We start from the raw sequence: 19,680 nt of genomic DNA, 5'->3' as shown, positions 1-19,680 counted from the left end.
CAATCAATATTTTTCATCTCTATTTATTCTGATCTATAAACATAGCGGGTCTATATTTCACTTTCGTGAAAACTAAAGCTAAATCAGCCTTTTTTATTTGCCATATAGCCAATACCACTTGAATTAGGCATCAATCAACCTGCTTTTCTGCTAAAATATTGCACGTTTTGAAAACCTGTTTGTGAGTTTTGAATGTCTACACTTGCCACCTTAAAAGCACTTCTTGCCGAGCGCATCCTTATTATCGATGGTGCAATGGGTACCATGATTCAGCGTCACAAGCTCGAAGAAGAAGATTATCGTGGTGAACGCTTTGTAGATTGGGCTTCTGACCTCAAAGGCAATAATGACCTTTTGGTACTGACTCAGCCGCAAATTATTCAAGGTATCCATGAAGCTTATTTGGATGCAGGCGCAGATATTATCGAAACCAACAGCTTTAACGGCACCCGTGTTTCAATGTCAGACTACCACATGGAAGACCTTGTTCCAGAGATCAACCGTGAAGCGGCGCGCTTAGCCAAAGCAGCATGTGAAAAATATTCAACCCCAGAGAAACCGCGTTTTGTTGCAGGCGTACTTGGCCCTACCTCACGTACCTGTTCGATTTCACCGAATGTTAACGACCCTGCATTCCGTAATATTACATTTGATGAATTAAAAGAAAATTATATTGAAGCTGCCCACGCCTTGATTGAAGGTGGTGCAGACATTCTTTTGATCGAAACTGTGTTTGATACCTTGAACTGTAAAGCCGCGATCTTTGCAGTCAAAGAAGTATTCAAACAAATCGGTCATGAACTGCCGTTGATGATTTCAGGCACCATTACCGATGCATCAGGTCGTACCTTAACAGGCCAAACTGCTGAAGCGTTCTGGAACTCAGTACGTCATGGTGATTTACTCTCAATCGGTTTTAACTGTGCCTTGGGTGCAGACGCGATGCGCCCACATGTAAAAACCATTGCTGATGTCGCTGATACTTTTGTCTCTGCGCATCCAAACGCTGGTTTGCCGAATGCCTTCGGTGAGTATGATGAAACTCCAGAGCAAACCGCAGCCTTCATTAAAGAATTTGCAGAAAGTGGTTTGATCAATATTACCGGTGGTTGCTGTGGTACAACGCCTGATCATATCCGTGCAATTTACAATGCAGTGAAAGACATTCAGCCACGTCAGGTGCCAGAAACCAAACCTGCCTGCCGTTTAAGTGGTTTAGAACCGTTTAACATTTATGATGATTCGCTATTCGTGAACGTCGGTGAACGTACCAACGTCACAGGCTCAAAAAAATTCCTACGTCTCATCCGTGAAGAAAAGTTTGCTGAAGCTTTAGAAGTTGCACAACAACAAGTTGAAGCTGGTGCACAAATCATCGACATTAACATGGATGAAGGGATGCTCGATTCGCAAAATGCGATGGTGCATTTCCTGAATCTGGTTGCATCTGAGCCTGATATTTCTCGTGTGCCAATCATGATTGACTCATCAAAATGGGAAATCATTGAAGCTGGTTTGAAATGCGTACAAGGTAAGCCAGTCGTCAACTCGATTTCCTTAAAAGAAGGTTATGACGAGTTTGTCGAAAAAGCGCGTTTATGCCGTCAGTACGGTGCTGCGATCATTGTTATGGCCTTTGATGAAACAGGTCAGGCAGATACCGCAAAACGCAAGCGTGAAATCTGTAAACGTTCTTATGATGTTTTAGTCAATGATGTTGGCTTCCCTGCCGAAGATATTATTTTTGACCCGAACGTGTTTGCAGTCGCAACAGGGATTGAAGAACATAATAACTATGGCGTAGATTTTATTGAAGCCACAGGTTGGATCAAACAAAACCTACCGCATGCCATGATCTCGGGTGGTGTCTCTAACGTCTCCTTCTCATTCCGTGGTAATGAACCTGTACGTGAAGCGATTCACTCTGTGTTCCTTTACTATGCCATTAAACAAGGCATGACTATGGGTATCGTAAACGCTGGTCAAATGGCGATTTATGATGATATTCCAAAAGAACTGAAAGATGCGGTTGAAGATGTTGTTCTGAATCAAAACCAAGGTGAATCAGGCCAAAACGCCACAGAAAAATTGCTTGAAGTGGCAGAAAAATTCCGTGGTCATAGTGGCGCGCAGCGCGAAGCTGAAAACCTAGAATGGCGTAATGAATCCGTTGAAAAGCGTCTTGAGTATGCACTGGTTAAAGGCATCACCACTTATATTGATGAAGATACTGAAGAAGCCCGTTTAAAAGCCAAACGTCCACTCGATGTGATTGAAGGCGCATTGATGGATGGCATGAACGTGGTCGGCGACCTGTTCGGTTCGGGCAAAATGTTCCTGCCGCAAGTGGTGAAATCTGCGCGTGTGATGAAGCAAGCCGTAGCGTGGTTAAACCCGTACATCGAAGCTGAAAAAACCGGTAGCCAGTCTAAAGGTAAAGTGTTGATGGCGACCGTAAAAGGCGACGTACACGATATTGGTAAAAACATTGTGGGCGTGGTCCTCGGCTGTAATGGTTACGACATTGTTGACCTTGGTGTGATGGTGCCTGCCGAGAAGATCCTACAAACCGCGATTGATGAGAAATGTGACATCATCGGTTTGTCGGGTTTAATCACCCCATCTTTAGATGAAATGGTGTTTGTTGCCAAAGAAATGCAACGCAAAGGCTTCAACATTCCATTGTTGATTGGTGGTGCGACCACCTCTAAAGCACATACCGCAGTCAAAATTGACCCGCAATATTCTAATGATGCAGTGATTTATGTGGCCGATGCATCACGTGCGGTGGGTGTAGCAACCACTCTGCTTTCGAAAGAAATGCGTGGCAACTTTATTGCAGAACATCGCGCTGAATATGCCAAAATTCGTGAGCGTCTAGCCAACAAGCAACCGAAAGCAGCGAAACTCAGCTATGCAGAATCGGTTGAAAATGGCTTTAAGATTGATGACAACTATGTACCACCAAAGCCAAATGCTTTGGGTACACAAGTCATCACCAACTATCCATTGGCGACGCTGGTTGAATATTTTGACTGGACACCATTCTTTATTTCTTGGAGCTTGGCGGGTAAATTCCCGAAAATCCTAGAAGATGAAGTGGTGGGTGAAGCAGCGACTGATTTGTACAATCAAGCGCAAGCGATGCTGAAAGACATCATCGACAACAATCGTTTTGATGCGCGTGCAGTGTTTGGTTTATACCCTGCACAACGTACAGGTGCAGATAGCGTGAGTGTGTTTGATGAAGCAGGTCAAACGGTAACGCATACTTTTGAGCATTTACGTCAACAGTCTGACAAAGTGACAGGCAAACCAAACTTGTCTTTGGCGGACTACATTAAGCCGACGACAACTCAGCAAGATTATTTGGGTGGTTTTACCGTATCGATTTTTGGTGCGGAAGAGTTGGCAAACGAATATAAAGCCAAAGGTGATGACTACTCGGCGATCTTGGTTCAGTCATTGGCAGACCGTTTTGCAGAAGCTTTTGCCGAGCACTTACACGAGCGTATTCGTAAAGAGTTCTGGGGCTATAAAGCCGATGAAACCTTGAGTAATGAAGAGCTGATTAAAGAGAAGTATGTCGGTATTCGTCCTGCACCAGGTTACCCTGCTTGCCCTGAACATTCTGAAAAAGCGGCATTGTTCGACTGGTTGGGTTCTGAAGCGAAGATTGGGACTAAGTTGACTGAACACTTTGCAATGATGCCACCTTCTTCTGTAAGTGGTTTCTATTACTCACACCCTGAAAGTGAATACTTTAACGTAGGCAAGATTTCTCAAGATCAGCTTGAGGATTATGCAAAGCGTAAAGGTTGGTCACTAGATGTCGCGAAGCGTTGGTTAGCACCGAATTTAGATGATTCGATTAACTAAAAATAAATTCAGTAAATGAAAATCTAATAAGTGTTATTAAAAGCTTATTAGATTTTCGTAAATATAAATAAAATAGACAATTAAACTTAAACATTATTATAATATATTTACTTTAACACGAATTATTTATCAAAAAATGCAAACTGACTTATTAACTGTTTCTAGAATTTTTAATGAATCGCTATTTAGAATTCCTGACTTTCAACGTGGATATTCATGGGGGATTGAGCAATTAGAAGATTTTTGGAATGATCTAAACCAACTTGGTGAAGGAAAAGATCATTACACAGGAGTTTTAACTTTTGAAAATGTATCTGAAAAAATTGGAGTACATGGAATGATGACATATGGTTAATTAAATCTAGAAAATTTAAGCCTTACTATGTTGTAGATGGTCAACAACGCTTAACCACTATATCCATCTTAATTAGTGTTTTTATAAAACATACAAATTTGGATATATTAAATGACACATCTAAAGAAGAAATATCAAAAAAATATCTTGTATTAAAACGACCAAATAGCCCTGAACAAACTTTTATTTTTGGATATGAAAAGGATAATCCAAGTTACGAGTTTTTAAAGAATAATATTTTTGAAGAAAGCTCAAACTCACATTATCCTGATGAAAAAACTATCTATACGCGGAATTTAGAGGCTGCAAAAAAATTTTTTATTGAGAAGATATCTAATTTAGATGACGATGAAACTAATAGAATTTTTGCTAAATTAACGCAAAATCTTGTTTTCAATGCTTATGAAATTTCTAAAGAAATTGACGTATTTGTAGCATTTGAAACCATGAATAATAGAGGTAAACAATTATCTACCCTAGAATTATTAAAAAATCGATTAATTTATTTAGTTACTACATTTTTTGATGATGAACAGAGTGTTGTACTGAGGAAAAATATCAATGAGGTATGGAAAAGTATATATTATTATATTGGTAGAAGTGAAGAAAGGCAGTTAAATGATGATCGTTTCTTAGAAACACATACTCAATTTTTCTACAATCATCTATTGAGTACAAATAATCAGATAGACTTTAAGGATGATAATAAAACAGGTTATTTGATTGGAATTAATAGATTTATTTCAGATAATATCAATAAATTTTTATTAGAATTTATTTTCGTTAGAAGCCGTATAAATAATAAAGAAAATCTAAACCAAGAAGATATAAAAAAACCTAAGATCTGGCTACCAAATATAGATAACAACTTTATTATCGACTACATAGATAATTTAAAAAAATCTGTTGAAATATATTTTTATCTTTCAAATCCTTCATTCTGTAGCTTTATGTCAGAAGATGAAAAAATTTATATTGAAAGAATTATTCGCCTCAGAGGCTATGACTCAAATAACCTTATGCTGACATTTTATTTAAAATCCAATAAATCCACAATAAAACAAAAGCAAGAGAGACTAGAGTTTTTAAAAGCTTATGAACGATACTTATTTATAAAATCACTAACAAAAAGTCACTTCAATATTGCTGAAAATGAAGTTCAAATATCATTATACAAATATATTTGTGATAATTTAAGTGACAAAGATCTCATCTCAACCTTTAACAATTACATAACACAATCTATAGGTGATGAAAACTTATCAACTCTTCTTCAAAACACTTTTAGTAATAATGGTTCATATTATGGTTGGAAAACAGTCAGATTTTTCTTGTATGAATATGAGTTATATTTAAAAGATCAATCAAAAACTGATAGAGACAAGATTTCATGGACTGAATTCTGTAAAGAAGATTTCAGAACTGAATATAGATCTGTAGAACATATCTATCCCCAGCGTGCTCGTGATGTATCATGGACTACAAAGTTCTCAAGCTACAATACTCGACAAAGAACTGCACTTAGAAATTCACTTGGGAATTTGTTAGCTTTATCAACACCTAAAAATTCAAGCTTAGGAAACAAACCTTTTGAGTTAAAGAAAAATGGGGTTGAGATTAGTTTTGTAGGCTATAAATATGGGAGTTATTCTGAAATTGAAGTTTCTAACTCGGCAGAATGGACTGCTCAAGAAATTATGGAAAGGGGCATAAAAATGTTAGATTTTCTAGAAAAAAGATGGGATATTAAAATAGGAAATAGAACCGAAAAAATCGTAGCATTAGGTCTAAAATTTATGGAAAATACACCCAATTAACTGATAACTATACTTATAACAGCTTCAGAAATAATGAAGCTGTTATCAGTTATATATTCGCTCCAACAACACTACACCATCTGAATGATCTACTTTATACTTGACAATTTCTGTAGCCAAACCCTCAAAAGTCGTTTTACTACCTCACTTTATAACATTTAATATCGTATTTTTACTGCTGGTGCTTCTATCACTGACTAACGATCATTCGGTACACTCAACTACATCGCATTTCATATTTATTTCAGGTTGTATAATCTTCTTTTAAGAATCTTGAGATAATATCTTTCAGAGAATAACAATGCAGAAAACATCATCATGAACAGCACTCAACTTTTACTCAGTGTGATCTTTAGCTCAATTGGCTTAGGCTATTTTCTCTATGGCAAAAAACAAAAAATGACTGTGTCCTTTGTTGCAGGTCTAGTTTTAATGGTTTTCCCTTATTTTATTGAAAGTAATGCTTTGTTAGGTGGTATCGGCTTACTTTTATCTGCTGCTCCCTACTTTTTACGCTTTTAATTCCACTAAAAATCAAAGCTGTTCATATTGAATCTCCACCACATTCCAGTGATGCATCATCTCCCGTAGTACAATAAAGTAAACCAAACTAGAAAGACCATTATCGGCCACTTTAGACACATAGCATTGCCTACGCTCAACAAAAGTATTAAAAGCACTTTCAAGTTGCACACGGTCAATTTGCTGCTGATCTGGAAAAAACAATGTTAAAACCTTTTGGAATAACGCATCTGAAGTCGCAGCAGTCTTAGGTTGGGCATACTTCATTTGAACGGATTCTAAAAGCTCTTCAATCATATAAATCATCGACTCAATCGCAAGTTCATCCAGCAACCCATGACGCATACTCTTTGACTGTATAAAGCTTAAACCTTGATCTAGCAGGATACGCTGTCCATCCATTTCAAATGAAAGTTGGTCTAGTCCTAATGAAAATTTGAGTACACCATTCGGATCAGTCATTACATCAATCCTCTAAAATCAAAACACACAACCCTAGTGCATTTACATAACGATAATCATCCTGCCGAAATGTATTCGCACCATCTTCGTTTGATAAAATAGCGCGATTGAAACTGAAGGTCAGCCGTATTCAGTTAGTTTGCTTGGGTCTTCGGTAAAAAGGCGGTAGCAAACCCGAGTAAAGGTAATAAAGAGCACACACCAAACACCCATTCAATGCCGTGTAAGTCTGCCAAATAGCCCAAACCTGCTGCAGCAATCCCGCTCACGCCAAACATTAAGCCAAACATTAAACCTGCAATCATGCCGACTCGACCTGGCACAGCTTCTTGCGCATATACCACCATGGCAGCAAAGGCAGATGACATGACTAAACCAATGATCACCGACAAGATGGTCGTCCAAAATAGATTGGCAAAGGGCATCATTAAAGCGAATGGTACCATGCCGACAAAGGACACCCAAATTACTGCTTTACGTCCAATTCGGTCTCCAATCGGCCCACCAGCAAATGTACCCAGAGCCACCGCAGCCAAAAAGGCAAACAAATGTAACTGCGCACTTTGCAAACTGAGGTGAAACTTGTGCATTAAATAAAAAGTAAAATAGTTACTGATGCTGGCGATGTAAGTAAATTTGGCAAACATCAACACGCAAATGGTCGACAGCGCGATGACGAGTTGACGCCCATGCAGTTTGCTTTGCACTTGATGCGCTTTGGCAGCCAATTGTTTTTTACTGTGGCTGATGCTCCAACGGCTGACACCGAACAGCACCCAAATCGCCAGTAAGGCAAATACAATCAACCATGCCACTGCATGCTGTCCAAAGGGCACAATGATCAGCGCTGCCAATAAAGGCCCAATTGCAGTTCCTGTATTGCCACCGACCTGAAAGGTTGATTGTGCTGTGCCAAAACGCCCGCCCGAAGCCATTCGTGCCACACGTGAGGCTTCAGGGTGAAAGGTCGATGAACCTACACCAATCAATGCTGAGGCCATGAGCAGCACGATAAAATTTGGTGAAAATGCCAACAGTAAAATGCCGCTAAAAGTCACCACCATACCGAGTGGTAACAGATAAGGTTTCGGATGTTTGTCGGTATAGAGTCCAATCCAAGGTTGCAGTAGCGATGCCGTAATTTGATACACCAATGAAATCAATCCGACTTGCGCAAAGCTTAAGGAGAAATTGGTTTTCAGCATCGGATAAATGGCTGGCAAAACGGCTTGAATCAAGTCATTGAGCAGATGTGCAACCGCCACAGCCCCCACCACTTTTATGATCATGCCTTGCGGCTGCTCATTGATCGTAGCTTCGCCCATACCCTCTTTCATTTGAATTGAAGACGACATACCTCGCAAACTCCATGTATTTTTCATCAGGCATTGATTGTAAAATGTCATTCATAAGACTATCTTCCAATAATCATTGTATAACTGACAACTTAAAGACACACATGCCAAATTCTCTGATTCAAACCGAAATGTCCGAATTGGTGATTGGGCTTTCTTCTGAGCATACCTATCGAGAGATTACCCCTGCGCATACCCATTCGCGGGCACAGTTTCTGTATGCTTCGACAGGGATGATTCAAGTGTTCACCCCAAACCACGTTTGGATCGTGCCGCCGATGTGCGCACTATGGATTCCGACCCATGTTGAACACAGTGTGATTTCATTAAGCCGAGTTAAACTCAATACTGCATTGGTTCAGGCCGATGCAGCTGCACTGCTGGGGCAACATTGTTTTATTATTCGGGTCAGCAAGTTATTGCATGAGTTATTGATTCGGCTCAATGCGATAGAACACATTCCACCTTCCGAGCTGATCAGCTCTGATGAACTGTCTCGATCTTTACAGATTTTAATTTTTGATGAAATTCATAAAGCCAATCTGTTGCCCATTCAAATTCCGTGGCCACAAGACAAACGCTTAATGAATATTTGCCAAGCACTATTAAGTACGCCCGATCAGTTAAAAGATTTAAGCACATGGGCAGATGAAATTGGCACCAGCTCCAGAACCTTGATGCGCATGTTTCAAAAGGAAACGGGGCTGTCTTATCGCGCATGGGTTCAGCAAATGCATATTGCCCATGCCTTAAGTAAAATTGCCAGTGGTGAATCTGTCGCGCAGATTGCAAGATCTCTTGGCTATAGCAATCCGAGTGCATTTAGTGCCATGTTTAAACGTCATTTGGGGCAGACCCCACAACAGTTTAAATATAAAGATGAATAAAATGACACTCGCGACTAAGCACTCAGGCGATCGACAAATAAAATACCATTTAGATGATCGATTTCATGTTGCACAATGCGTGCAGGAAAACCTTCAAAAGTACTTTCCATTACCTCACCAGTCAAAGTGTGATACAGCACCTTAATGCTTTGCGCACGCTGTACCTGACCACGCTCATTCGGTACGCTTAAACAGCCTTCTTCACCTAAGGTCATTGCTTGAGAAAACTCTAAAATTTCAGGATTGACCATCACCACGGCGTCCATTTCAGGCGCATCGGGATAGCGTAAATTTGGCCGTGAAGCCACAATAACAACCCGCTTTGAAATATAGACTTGTGGTGCGGCAATGCCCACACCGCTCCGCTCCAACATGGTCGCAATCATGGCAGAAGCCAACTGCATAAGCCAGTCGCTATTAAATTCTGCATCTGCGACGCGAGCAGCTTTGAGTCTTAAAATATCTTCACCACGTTGTGCAACAGGTAAAATGACACTCATACACAAATCCTAAATTTTTATACCTATTTATTCTTTTTATATCATAAGCCTTTTATCTCACCTGCGTTATAAATTTACGTTGACCGTCAAATCAACGATGTTGATTCATGTATAATTTTTAGTTCAAACCCAGTAAAGAAAGATTGATTATTCATTCAAAAAAGACTTCTTTAAAATCAAATATAAACCTTTATTCAGCTTTGGAAATATACGCATGGATGCAACACCACGTTTGACCAGAGAAGACAAACGTACCCTTGGGCTGTCATCACTCGGTGGTGCACTTGAGTTCTATGACTTTGTTATTTATGTTTTTTACGCCAAAATTATTTCTGAGCTATTCTTTCCCGCAGGGCTCAGCCCATTTTGGGCAATGCTGAATACTTACGGTATTTTTGCCGCAGGTTACTTCTTCCGTCCACTTGGCGGTGTAGTCATGGCACACTTTGGTGATCTCATCGGGCGCAAGCGCCTATTTAGCTTATCTATTTTGCTCATGGCTTTACCTACCCTCATGATCGGGGTTATGCCAACTTTTGAAACGATTGGTTATGCTGCACCGCTGCTTTTGCTCCTTATGCGGGTAATACAAGGCATCGCGATTGGTGGAGAAATTCCAGCGGCATGGACTTTTGTTTCTGAGCATGTCCCTTCTGAAAAAATTGGTTTTGCCAATGGCTTACTTACGGCTGGTTTGTCACTCGGCATCTTGCTCGGTGCTTTAATGTCACTGTTCATTTCTCTTCAGTTTAGTGAAGCAGCTATACATGATTGGGCATGGCGTATTCCCTTTATTGTGGGCGGTATTTTTGGCTTAGTGGCCTTGTATTTACGTAGTTATTTGAAAGAAACCCCAGTATTCAAAGCCATGCAAGCACGTAAAGAGCTGTCTAAAGAAATGCCAGTGAAACAAGTCTTAGCCAACCATAAAACCGCCGTGGTGATTGGCATGCTCTTGACCTGGTTCTTAACTGCTTGTGTGGTAGTCCTAATTTTAGCCATGCCAAACTTACTGACGGGTGCCTTTGGATTTGAACGTAGCGATGCTTTTCAAATGCAAAGTGCTGCGATCATCATGCAAATGTTGGGATGTATACTCGCTGGGACATTGGCAGATCGTTTTGGTGCAGCCAAGGTCTTGATTTTTGGCTCGCTCGGTGTCGCCGCTATCGCAACCATTTTCTATCACAGTTTAGGTGCGGTCAGTCCAACTACGGTGTTTGCACTGTATATGCTTTTGGGATTCTTTTCAGGCACGGTAGGGCTTGTGTCCTATAGCATGGTCAAAATGTTCCCTGCTCCAATCCGCTTTTCGGGCATTTCGTTTTCCTACAATGTCGCCTATGCTATTGCGGGAGGCATCACACTGCCTTTGGTTCAATGGCTCAGTCTCTATAGCAACATTGGCGCGATGTATTATATTTGGCTAGTCTGTTTGGTTTGCTTCTTCACAGCTTTGGTTTATCGAACTCAGTTTGAAGCCAAACCCTAAAATAATAAAACCCTTCAATCGAAGGGTTTCTTTTTATGCAAGCTACTTTGAAAACATGAGGTCAAAGCCTTTAGCTTAAAGTTTCTGCATGCAGATTTTGACGCAGTTCATCTTCCACAATATCCAGCTCGATTTGGCTAAACTTACGGATTTCACCTTCAGCATGTTTTTCTAACATACCGCCAATTAATGGCACTTTCACTTTTACCGTCCATTCCAGTTGAAAGTGAATCTGCTCATCATTACCCGATACACTACGTTGGCACACAGCTTCTAAAGGTAGGTTGGGATCTAAACGAACTTCCGAACTGAGCACAACTAAATTGCTGACGTCGGTACGTTGTAAACGAAATGCATCTTTTAGAAATTTCTTCGCAATATCGGGAATATTGACATCCAAATTATACGCGCGCTTGAGGGTATAAATATCGCCGACTTTATTCGACTCCAAAATTTCCAACTTCTCACCGGGAATACGACGACAAACATTTTCATGTAAGCTGATATTGGCTGCGAGTCGACGGAAGTCATCCAATGAAACACCGTTGATGGTGGCATTGACTACAAACTGATGTGCCATAACATTAAATCCTTTATTTTTTGTTTTTGTAAACATCCATGCCCTGATCAGGACTGAAAAACGGGATCTCGTCATCCTGTAGAAGGGTCAAATATAGACGATGCTCCAGCACCGACTATACCGCGATCTAGATATCAATGTGCACCATTCTGTATGACAATATCATCTGCAATATAAATAAAAACCACGCGCTCAAAACAGGCCAAGCGAATATCAAAATGCTCGGCCCCATCATCCAGTCCTGTAACCGCCCAACTTGCACTGCTGGGTAAGTCATCCAGCCAATTGGCCTGATAAAAATCTGCAACCGAAGCAAAGTCCAAATATTGCTTTGGACTTCCCTTTAACCGCTCAATGGCCGACTCAAATTGAGCCAATTGTGCGTGTTTAAAATCAATCAACACTACCCAGCCTATACACTTTTTAGCTGTTGTTTATGACGTACCTGAGTCCATTGCCACCAACCAAAAGCCGCCAAACCGACAAAGCCTGCATATAAAGCCGCGGTCAGAAACAGATCTTTATGGATAAACATACCGACATAAACAATATCGACAAATACCCACAGCACCCATGTCGCAATATGTTTACGACTGGTCCAATAGGTCGCCAACAGACTAAACGCTGCGAGCTGCGCATCCAATAGCGGTACAGCTGCATCGGTCAAATACTTTAAGCTCAGACCAAATACTGCACCAGCCGCTGCGGCAAATAGCATTTGCAAAATCACTTGCCGAGCTGTAATCGGTTCAATCCGAATATCGTGATCTTGTTGTTTGCCTTTGAGCCAGTGATAAAAACCGTAAAAGTTCACCACCACAAAGAAAAACTGCAAAATGGTTTCGCCATATAACTTATAGGTATAAAACAAATAGGCATATAACAAGAAAGCAGCGAAGTTAAACCACCAACACCACATATTGCGCTTAATGGTCAACGTCACCCCAATTAAGCTAATGATGACTGCAAATATTTCAAGGCTAGACATGGTTCAACTGGCATTCAAAGAAGTGCTGCTATTATGAAAAAAAACTCAATAAAGGCAAGACAATTCCGCTCAATCTAAACACCGCTCTTTTTTCGGGGAATCGGATCAAACTGTCGAGTCACAGAATGCATACGCATAAGTTTTGACAGTTTTCTAACAATCGTTTAAAAACTTATAAAACGATGCAGGAATAATCAAAATGTCAGAACAACAAGGTCGTGTCAGTCGCGAAGTTCGCGGTTCATTATTTTTAATTGGTTTAGATCGCGCAGCCAAGCGCAATGCTTTTGATAGCCATATGATTCATGACTTATCACTGGCCCTTACCGAATATGAGGATGATCCTTCACTGCGCTGTGCTGTAATTTTTGCGCACGGAGAACACTTTACTGCTGGGCTTGATTTGGTTGAGTTGCAACCCAAACTCACTGCAGGCGTTTTCGACTTTCCTGCGTCACAAATTAACCCTTGGGGCACCAGTTCCAGACCCCGCGCCAAACCCGTGGTTGTGGCAGTCCAAGGCTTTTGCTTCACCGCCGGAATTGAACTGATGCTCAATGCCGATGTGGTGATTGCCGATGCCAATACACAATTTGCCCAAATGGAAGTACAGCGCGGCATTTTACCCTTTGGCGGTGCAACGGTTCGCTTTGTACAAGCGGCGGGTTGGAACAAGGCTATGCGCTATCTACTCACAGGTGACAGCTTCAATGCGCAAGTAGCTATCGATCTCAATTTAATTACCGAGGTCATAGAAGCATCCACGCCAAATGCTGCATTAGAGCGAGCATTGAGCCTTGCAGAATCAATTGCACAAGCTGCTCCACTCGCCGTTCAAGCCACACTGGCTTCTGCACAACAAGCAGTACAACACGGCGCAGACTATGCCTTTGCACATTTACAAGAGCACCTCAACCCGCTACTCAAAACCCAAGATGTCCAAGAAGGTGTCATAGCGATGCTGCAACGCCGCCCTGCTCAGTTTAAAGGGCAATAAAGCTCAAAAGTCTGGAACCGACTTTAGTATTTAACAAAAAAGAAGAAACAATGATGCAAGCCACAGCCCATTTAGATTCGACCCAAATTGAGAAACAACCTGAAAAATTTTCAGCAACCGATGGTTATGTACTCGTTGGTACACGTTATCGCTCATCTGAGCCGATCAAAGCCAACATCATTGTTGCCAGTGCAACAGGTGTACCACAGCAGTTCTATCGTCGCTTTGCCGAGTATGCAGTAGCGCTAGGTTATCAAGTCCTAACTTTTGATTATCGCGGTGTGGGGCTCTCTGCACCGAAGCAACTCAAAGGTTTTAGCATGTCCTATTTGGACTGGGGGCAGCTAGACTTGTCGGCTGCCATTGACTCTATCCGCAAAGATGACAAACCTCTTTTTGTGGTTGGACACTCATATGGAGGCCAAGCGCTCGGTTTAACCCACAACCATGACCAAGTCACTGCGATGTATTGCTTCGGCACAGGTGCGGGTTGGCATGGCTATATGCCGTTTCGGGAGAAAATGAAAGTACATGTCATGTGGAATCTTATTTTCCCGCCGATGGTTGCACTAAAGGGCTATCTGCCTTGGAGCCTGCTGAAAATGGGCACCGATTTACCTGTGGATGTCTACACACAGTGGCGAAAATGGTGTAAAAATCCGACCTACTTTTTTGCAGATCCCGAGCAACAACACTTACTGGAACAATATGCACAGGTCAAAACTCCAATCTATGCTGTTTCAGCACTGGATGATGACTGGGCTTTACCGAACTCAAGGCATGCATTTATGCAGCATTATCGGCATGCGAACATGCATTACCTCAATATTGAAGCCAATGACTATGGCTTAAAAGAAATTGGACACATGGGATATTTCCGCCAGGGGGCCGAAGCCATCTGGGACGATATGCTGAACACTTTCGATGGCTATTTATCTTCACCAACCCCTACGGAACGTTAAAGCTCTATGCGCCCACAAAAACTGAGTAAAGAACAAATCCAGTTGCACTGCATGCAAACCTTTAAAACCCATGGTTATGCAGGCACTAGTATGGATTTACTAGCAAAGTCTTGTGGGCTCAGTAAAGCGGCATTTTATTATTATTATCCCAATAAAGAAGCTTTGGTTTTAGATATTTTGCAAGTCAGCCAGCAATACTTAAACCATAAACTGTTCAGTATTTTGTGTGATACGCACTTAGAGTATTGCGTTCGCTTTGAACACTTGCACCAGCAATCTGTCAGCTTTTTTAATACGGGTGTTCAAGGCTGTTTAGTCGGGATGCTGTCTTTGGAAGTCCCACATTTATCCGAACAAATACATCTCAAAATTCAATCGATTTTCCAAGATTGGGAGTTGGCGTTGTTGCACTACTTTCAGCAAGTCATGCCTATTGCTCAAGCTGAGGCACTGGCTAAAATCAGTGTTGCCGATTATGAGGGCGCAATTTTAATGACACGTTTAAAACAAGATGACTTCTATTTGGCTCATGTCGCAGAGCGAATTCTTAAACAGTTATCCATGGCTGTGATGGACGCTGAAGAGGCTTAAGCGAGGAGATCAATCACGAGTACGATGGCTTTTTTTATGCTCGCGTCCACTGCGGTCAATATGCGTACAAAACATGCCATAACGACTTACATAGTATTCAAGCGACTGATCATAGAAACTCCAAAAAATAGACCATTCATTTAAATCCATTTTGCGGATTTGTGTCTGGGTTTTCGCAGGCATTTTGACCAATAAGGTGCTTTGCATCAGCGTTGCATCTTCTTCAGCCGTGAGTAATATCGCTTGATCTAGAAATAGAGTCGCCACGTCATCGAACAGCTCTTGTTCATAAGCATCAACTTCAATAACACGATCAATCTGAGGTGCTCTATTGGTATGCGTTGCCATTTGCACAGATGCTGCTTCCGATTCAACCGCTTTTTTTTGTCGCTTCAGAAAGCGGTGCTTTTTTTGAATTTTGATTCCAATAACAGATGTCGCAACCAAAGCAATGAGTGTGCAAATCATCAGTAAAAATGTCACCATGCTCTGCTCTCGTAACAAATATTCCCTTTTAAAATACAACATTATCGCTCAAATAAACACCAAATTAATTAAAGCAGACTACGTATAAACTCAAATGCTCAATTCGATGACTTGTAATTGGGTGTTGATTCTCAGACCAATTCAAGTGATTCAACACATATTCGCACAAACGTGAAAGGCATCACAAACTGTGATTTTTCACTCACAAAATCACTATAAAAAATAATTAACTTAGTGCGATTGAACAACAAAGTTACATCCGTACTAACAGTAATTCAATTTAATAAATACAGTCCCTAGCATGAAATAGCTGTTTCTATAGCTCTAAGAAGAAAAGATGATACGGGCAGCCCAACTTCAGGACATTCCTGAAATTTTAAATGTCGTACACGACAGTATTCGATCATGTATCAAAGACCACCATCGCCATGAAAGTACGATTCAAATTTGGCTAGAAAATAAAACCCAATCCAACCTGATTATGTGGATGCACTATAACGACAGCTGGGTCTATGTACTCAATCAGCACGTAGTGGGTTTTATTATGGTCAGTGATCAAGGTCGTATTCTACTTAATTATATTTCATCCGCTGAACAACAGCGCGGCATTGGTAAAGCCTTATTAGAAACCGTTATTGAACATCTTAAACGTAAAAAAATTCGTCAAATGAGTTTAGAAAGCACCCAAACAGCATGCTCTTTTTATCAAAAACATGGCTTTCAAATCCATGCTCAAGACATCCCAAATCCCCAAATGGTGACCATGGTTAAACTCTTATCCTAATGTTTATTAACAGAAGTATGACTCAACTAAATTCACTCATTTTCATCTGATTCATTGGGCATTCTCATCTGATCACGGCCCGCTTCTTTGGCTTGATAGAGTTTTAAATCGGCTGCTTTCATGAGGTCGTGAATATTGACATAACTCGTTTCACGATCCATCCACGACACGCCCATACTCAAAGTCACATAATCTTTGCCATCTTGGCGGTTATGATGCTCAAAGCGCGCACTACGCACCGCATCTAAAACGGTTTGCATAATCTGACTAATAATCACAATTGGGACATTATATAAAACAATGGCAAACTCTTCCCCACCATAGCGTGCTAAGTAAGCATTATGTGGCAGTACCGCACCAATCACTTTGACCAGGTTTTGCAGGACTTCGTCGCCCTTTAAGTGCCCATAGTAATCATTATAATTTTTGAAATAATCGACATCCATCATGGCAAAAACCAAAGTTGCATGACTATCTTGTTGTGTTTCAATAAAGCGCTGCTGAATTTCTTGATTCAATGCACGCCGATTATAAGCACCTGTTAAGGCATCAATTTTAATTTGATATTCGAGTTTTTCATTTAAGTCATGTAATTGAGAGGTGCGCTGTTGCACTTTTTGGTCTAGAGAATCATTCAATTCAATTAAATTATTATTTAAACGTTCGGTATGGTAAGTCTGATAAGCATAGTTACGTGATTGTTGGAACATCACCAAGAGTGCATACAGACTGGTAGAGATAAAAGAGAGATGAATCGAATCAATTACATGTAGCGTCAACAAAAAGTCATGAATGAACGATATACACAGCAATACCACGGCGTATAAATTGAGTTTTGAATATTTTTGCTTGGTCTTTAAAGTAATGTAAAAACCATAGGCAAAATTAAGCAAAATAATAATACTGAAGAATGCACTATAAAAAGCCAGCTGCTCAAAAACAACTTGCTCGGATAACAAGGTAATGACGATATTCAAGGTCAAAACCAACATGGAGACGGTATAAATCCAATGCTGTAAATAGTGCTGATTGAGCAAATACATATAGCTCAAAAAAAACATGACCGCTAAATAGATAAATAAATATTCTAAGCGTATGCCCCACAACCAGTTGATATCTAAGAAAGTCGTATAAGCATATGGCGCGGTAAAAAGATTATGTAAGGCAAGAAATAAAATAAAAATACCAAAAACAAAAATACTTTTACTATTCCGTTCATCTGAACCACGGAACATCGAGAACATGGTGGTGAACATTCCTACACCAAACACCACGCCACAGATCATGGCGATACTCATCATCAGTTGCTGATAATGTCGATTAATCGTTTTAGCAATGCCAATATGCATGGGGCTTTCAAGGCCGCCGCGTAAATTGTTAAAGTTTGAGGCTTGTATACTTAAAGTAAAATAGGGGCCGTCAGGGACAAAATAAGCAATCCGCGGTGCATTTTCAGTTTGCTGTGCTCCCACATTATCCGCGACATCCCCTAAACGAACTAAAAAATCGCCATTGAGATAAATCCGATAAGCACAATTTTGATTGGGAATATGAATGGCTAGTCTTCGGCCAATAAATTCATCTGGAATCTTGAAATGACCGACAAAAGTCCCATAACCCGTATTACTGCCGGTAAGTTCTTGAAATGAAATTGGCAGTTCGGTAGTTTTAGAAGGGAGTTTACGATTGGGCTGAGAAATCAGCTCTTGGTCATAATAAGACCATGTGCCTTTTAAATAACTGGTGGTTTGTTCGGTGAATTGAATGTCATTGACATTTTTTTGATGCAAATAATACTGCGTGGGCTCAGCTTCATATTGTGCCCACGTCGAAGGTATCAAACTTAAAACCAGCAAACAGCTTAAAACAAACCCAAACAAAGACCGTTTGCTCAATGAGCTATACAAAAGCGACTCTTCCCTTAAATACGCTCTGCCTAATAATTAATCTACAAATGTTTTTCTTAAAAACCAAGTGTTTTTACAAATGAATCAAATACATCCTTGTAATTGACTCTTTTAATTATCACTATTTTTGATTAATCACGTGTTTTTACATCATACAATTCAATTTCAAAAATCAAATTTGAATTGGCAGGAATAATATTGCCCATTTTACGCTCACCATAAGCCAAATGTGATGGCACGATGAGTTTACGTTTACCACCCACTTTCATGCCCATAATCCCTTGGTCCCAACCTTTAATGACACGGCCTGTCCCAATCACAGTTTCAAAGTAGTTCCCGCGGTCTAAAGATGAGTCAAATTTGGTTCCATCTTCTAACCAGCCCGTATAATGCGTAGTGATTAAAGCACCTTTGACTGCTTCTTTGCCTTCACCGACAACCAAATCAATAATTTCTAATTCTGCGCTCATGTTCTCGCTCCAACCTGTTCAATCAATAAATCTAGTTAAACTGCTTGTTTATTGCAATTGCGTCCACTCAATAATGGCTTGAGCATTGTCACCAATTAAGGTCCACTCACCATCCATTACATTTAACTGAAGTTGCATGGTCCGCTCACACAGGGCTTGAACCGCTTCAGTACTTGCAGTCGACAACTGCCAAATTTCAACATTGTTCAATGTCTTCAACTTACTGTTGCGCTTATACCATTCATCGACCGCTGTGCCATAAGTAACAATAGCCACTTGCTTACAACGTGCACTGGCTTTTTTCACTTTATCTTCGTCTGGGCTGCCCACTTCAATCCATTTTACCAACTGACCCGTTAGGTCTTTTTCCCACAGCGCAGGCTCATTGGTTTCAAATAAATCTTTGGTAAACTCTAAAGCTTCATCCGCAAAACGTGCAAATGCCAACAAACGCACCATCAAACGCTCAATGGTTTCTGAAGGATGCAATGCCAAAGTCAGTTGATAGTCCCCATATTGGTGGACATCCATATTGGCAATATTCAAATCTGCCTTATAAATTGTAGCTTTAAGCGCCATACATACCATCCTCAAATTTGCCGACTAGCATATAAGATTTCGGCTTTTTTTGCTTAAAACAATTTAA

The 19,680-nt window shown here is 40.5% G+C and carries 20 protein-coding genes; 10 read left to right on the top strand and 10 right to left on the bottom strand.

All coding sequences use genetic code 11. The features are described 5' to 3' along the window. The first annotated feature begins 192 nt into the window (after positions 1-192). The 4 genes from metH to PTT44_RS08015 all read left to right on the top strand — a co-directional run bounded on the left by metH (position 193) and on the right by PTT44_RS08015 (position 6,573). The gene (gene metH / locus PTT44_RS08030; protein ID WP_168158337.1) at positions 193-3,879 is read left to right on the top strand and encodes a methionine synthase; all 3,687 of its coding nucleotides are present in this window, start codon (positions 193-195) and stop codon (positions 3,877-3,879) included. A gap of 136 nt (positions 3,880-4,015) precedes the next feature. After that, a complete protein-coding gene (locus tag PTT44_RS08025) occupies positions 4,016-4,234 on the top strand; it encodes a GmrSD restriction endonuclease domain-containing protein (RefSeq protein ID WP_168158338.1) in 219 nt (72 codons plus the stop codon). Continuing rightward, positions 4,225-6,051, top strand: coding sequence for a DUF262 domain-containing protein (locus PTT44_RS08020; RefSeq protein ID WP_337960670.1), 1,827 nt, complete (start codon positions 4,225-4,227; stop codon positions 6,049-6,051). The genes PTT44_RS08025 and PTT44_RS08020 overlap by 10 nt, the downstream gene beginning before the upstream one ends. A 318-nt stretch (positions 6,052-6,369) precedes the next feature. Then, positions 6,370-6,573: an amino acid transport protein gene (locus PTT44_RS08015; protein ID WP_168158340.1), complete on the top strand. Its 204-nt coding sequence runs from the start codon at positions 6,370-6,372 to the stop codon at positions 6,571-6,573. Positions 6,574-6,585: 12 nt separating this feature from the next. Here PTT44_RS08015 and PTT44_RS08010 read toward each other — a convergent pair whose 3' ends face one another. Then, positions 6,586-7,035, bottom strand: coding sequence for a hypothetical protein (locus PTT44_RS08010; protein ID WP_168158341.1), 450 nt, complete (start codon positions 7,033-7,035; stop codon positions 6,586-6,588). Between the two features lie 134 nt (positions 7,036-7,169). Continuing rightward, positions 7,170-8,390, bottom strand: a complete 1,221-nt coding sequence (locus PTT44_RS08005; RefSeq protein WP_168158342.1) for an MFS transporter — start codon at positions 8,388-8,390, stop codon at positions 7,170-7,172. A 104-nt stretch (positions 8,391-8,494) separates the two neighbouring features. Here PTT44_RS08005 and PTT44_RS08000 point away from each other — a divergent pair, with 104 nt between their 5' ends. Next, a complete protein-coding gene (locus PTT44_RS08000) occupies positions 8,495-9,277 on the top strand; it encodes an AraC family transcriptional regulator (protein ID WP_168158343.1) in 783 nt (260 codons plus the stop codon). Between the two features lie 14 nt (positions 9,278-9,291). On the opposite strand, the gene def is transcribed toward PTT44_RS08000, so the two are convergent. Continuing rightward, complete coding sequence (gene def / locus PTT44_RS07995; RefSeq protein WP_168158344.1) at positions 9,292-9,777, bottom strand: peptide deformylase; 486 nt, start codon at positions 9,775-9,777, stop codon at positions 9,292-9,294. A 214-nt stretch (positions 9,778-9,991) separates the two neighbouring features. Here def and PTT44_RS07990 point away from each other — a divergent pair, with 214 nt between their 5' ends. After that, positions 9,992-11,269, top strand: a complete 1,278-nt coding sequence (locus PTT44_RS07990) for an MFS transporter (RefSeq protein WP_168158345.1) — start codon at positions 9,992-9,994, stop codon at positions 11,267-11,269. Positions 11,270-11,339: 70 nt separating this feature from the next. On the opposite strand, the gene PTT44_RS07985 is transcribed toward PTT44_RS07990, so the two are convergent. The 3 genes from PTT44_RS07985 to pnuC all read right to left on the bottom strand — a co-directional run bounded on the left by PTT44_RS07985 (position 11,340) and on the right by pnuC (position 12,837). Continuing rightward, on the bottom strand, positions 11,340-11,849 hold the full coding sequence (locus PTT44_RS07985) for a DUF2505 family protein (protein WP_004694421.1): 510 nt from the start codon (positions 11,847-11,849) through the stop codon (positions 11,340-11,342). 134 nt (positions 11,850-11,983) lie between these two features. Next, positions 11,984-12,253, bottom strand: coding sequence for a hypothetical protein (locus PTT44_RS07980; RefSeq protein WP_168158346.1), 270 nt, complete (start codon positions 12,251-12,253; stop codon positions 11,984-11,986). A gap of 8 nt (positions 12,254-12,261) precedes the next feature. Next, a complete protein-coding gene (gene pnuC / locus PTT44_RS07975; RefSeq protein ID WP_168158347.1) occupies positions 12,262-12,837 on the bottom strand; it encodes a nicotinamide riboside transporter PnuC in 576 nt (191 codons plus the stop codon). A gap of 199 nt (positions 12,838-13,036) precedes the next feature. Between pnuC and PTT44_RS07970 the strand changes: the two genes are divergently transcribed. From PTT44_RS07970 to PTT44_RS07960, 3 genes are read left to right on the top strand one after another with little or no spacing between them, the layout of a single operon-like run. Then, entirely contained in the window at positions 13,037-13,834 is a 798-nt protein-coding gene (locus tag PTT44_RS07970; protein WP_168158348.1) for a crotonase/enoyl-CoA hydratase family protein, read from the top strand. A gap of 53 nt (positions 13,835-13,887) precedes the next feature. Further along, positions 13,888-14,796, top strand: coding sequence for an alpha/beta hydrolase family protein (locus PTT44_RS07965; protein ID WP_168158573.1), 909 nt, complete (start codon positions 13,888-13,890; stop codon positions 14,794-14,796). 6 nt (positions 14,797-14,802) lie between these two features. Next, positions 14,803-15,387 (top strand): TetR/AcrR family transcriptional regulator, encoded by a 585-nt coding sequence (locus PTT44_RS07960; protein ID WP_168158349.1) that lies wholly within the window; start codon positions 14,803-14,805, stop codon positions 15,385-15,387. Positions 15,388-15,396: 9 nt separating this feature from the next. Here the strand turns inward: PTT44_RS07960 and PTT44_RS07955 are convergent, their stop codons facing one another. Further along, positions 15,397-15,873, bottom strand: coding sequence for a hypothetical protein (locus tag PTT44_RS07955; protein ID WP_252726106.1), 477 nt, complete (start codon positions 15,871-15,873; stop codon positions 15,397-15,399). A 337-nt stretch (positions 15,874-16,210) separates the two neighbouring features. Here PTT44_RS07955 and PTT44_RS07950 point away from each other — a divergent pair, with 337 nt between their 5' ends. Then, a complete protein-coding gene (locus tag PTT44_RS07950; RefSeq protein ID WP_168158351.1) occupies positions 16,211-16,657 on the top strand; it encodes a GNAT family N-acetyltransferase in 447 nt (148 codons plus the stop codon). 32 nt (positions 16,658-16,689) lie between these two features. Here PTT44_RS07950 and PTT44_RS07945 read toward each other — a convergent pair whose 3' ends face one another. The 3 genes from PTT44_RS07945 to PTT44_RS07935 all read right to left on the bottom strand — a co-directional run bounded on the left by PTT44_RS07945 (position 16,690) and on the right by PTT44_RS07935 (position 19,613). Beyond that, the gene (locus PTT44_RS07945; protein ID WP_435781930.1) at positions 16,690-18,537 is read right to left on the bottom strand and encodes a sensor domain-containing diguanylate cyclase; all 1,848 of its coding nucleotides are present in this window, start codon (positions 18,535-18,537) and stop codon (positions 16,690-16,692) included. Positions 18,538-18,695: 158 nt separating this feature from the next. After that, a complete protein-coding gene (locus PTT44_RS07940) occupies positions 18,696-19,034 on the bottom strand; it encodes an FKBP-type peptidyl-prolyl cis-trans isomerase (protein ID WP_004981094.1) in 339 nt (112 codons plus the stop codon). 48 nt (positions 19,035-19,082) lie between these two features. After that, positions 19,083-19,613, bottom strand: coding sequence for a YaeQ family protein (locus PTT44_RS07935; RefSeq protein WP_087010480.1), 531 nt, complete (start codon positions 19,611-19,613; stop codon positions 19,083-19,085). Between the last annotated feature and the right edge of the window lie 67 nt (positions 19,614-19,680).

The organism is Acinetobacter sp. Gutcm_16, from assembly GCF_028649355.1.
In the GTDB taxonomy this organism is placed as follows: Bacteria; Pseudomonadota; Gammaproteobacteria; order Pseudomonadales; family Moraxellaceae; genus Acinetobacter; species Acinetobacter johnsonii.
Note: the sequence above shows the minus strand (reverse complement) of the source record. Positions and strands in the feature narration are given on the sequence as shown.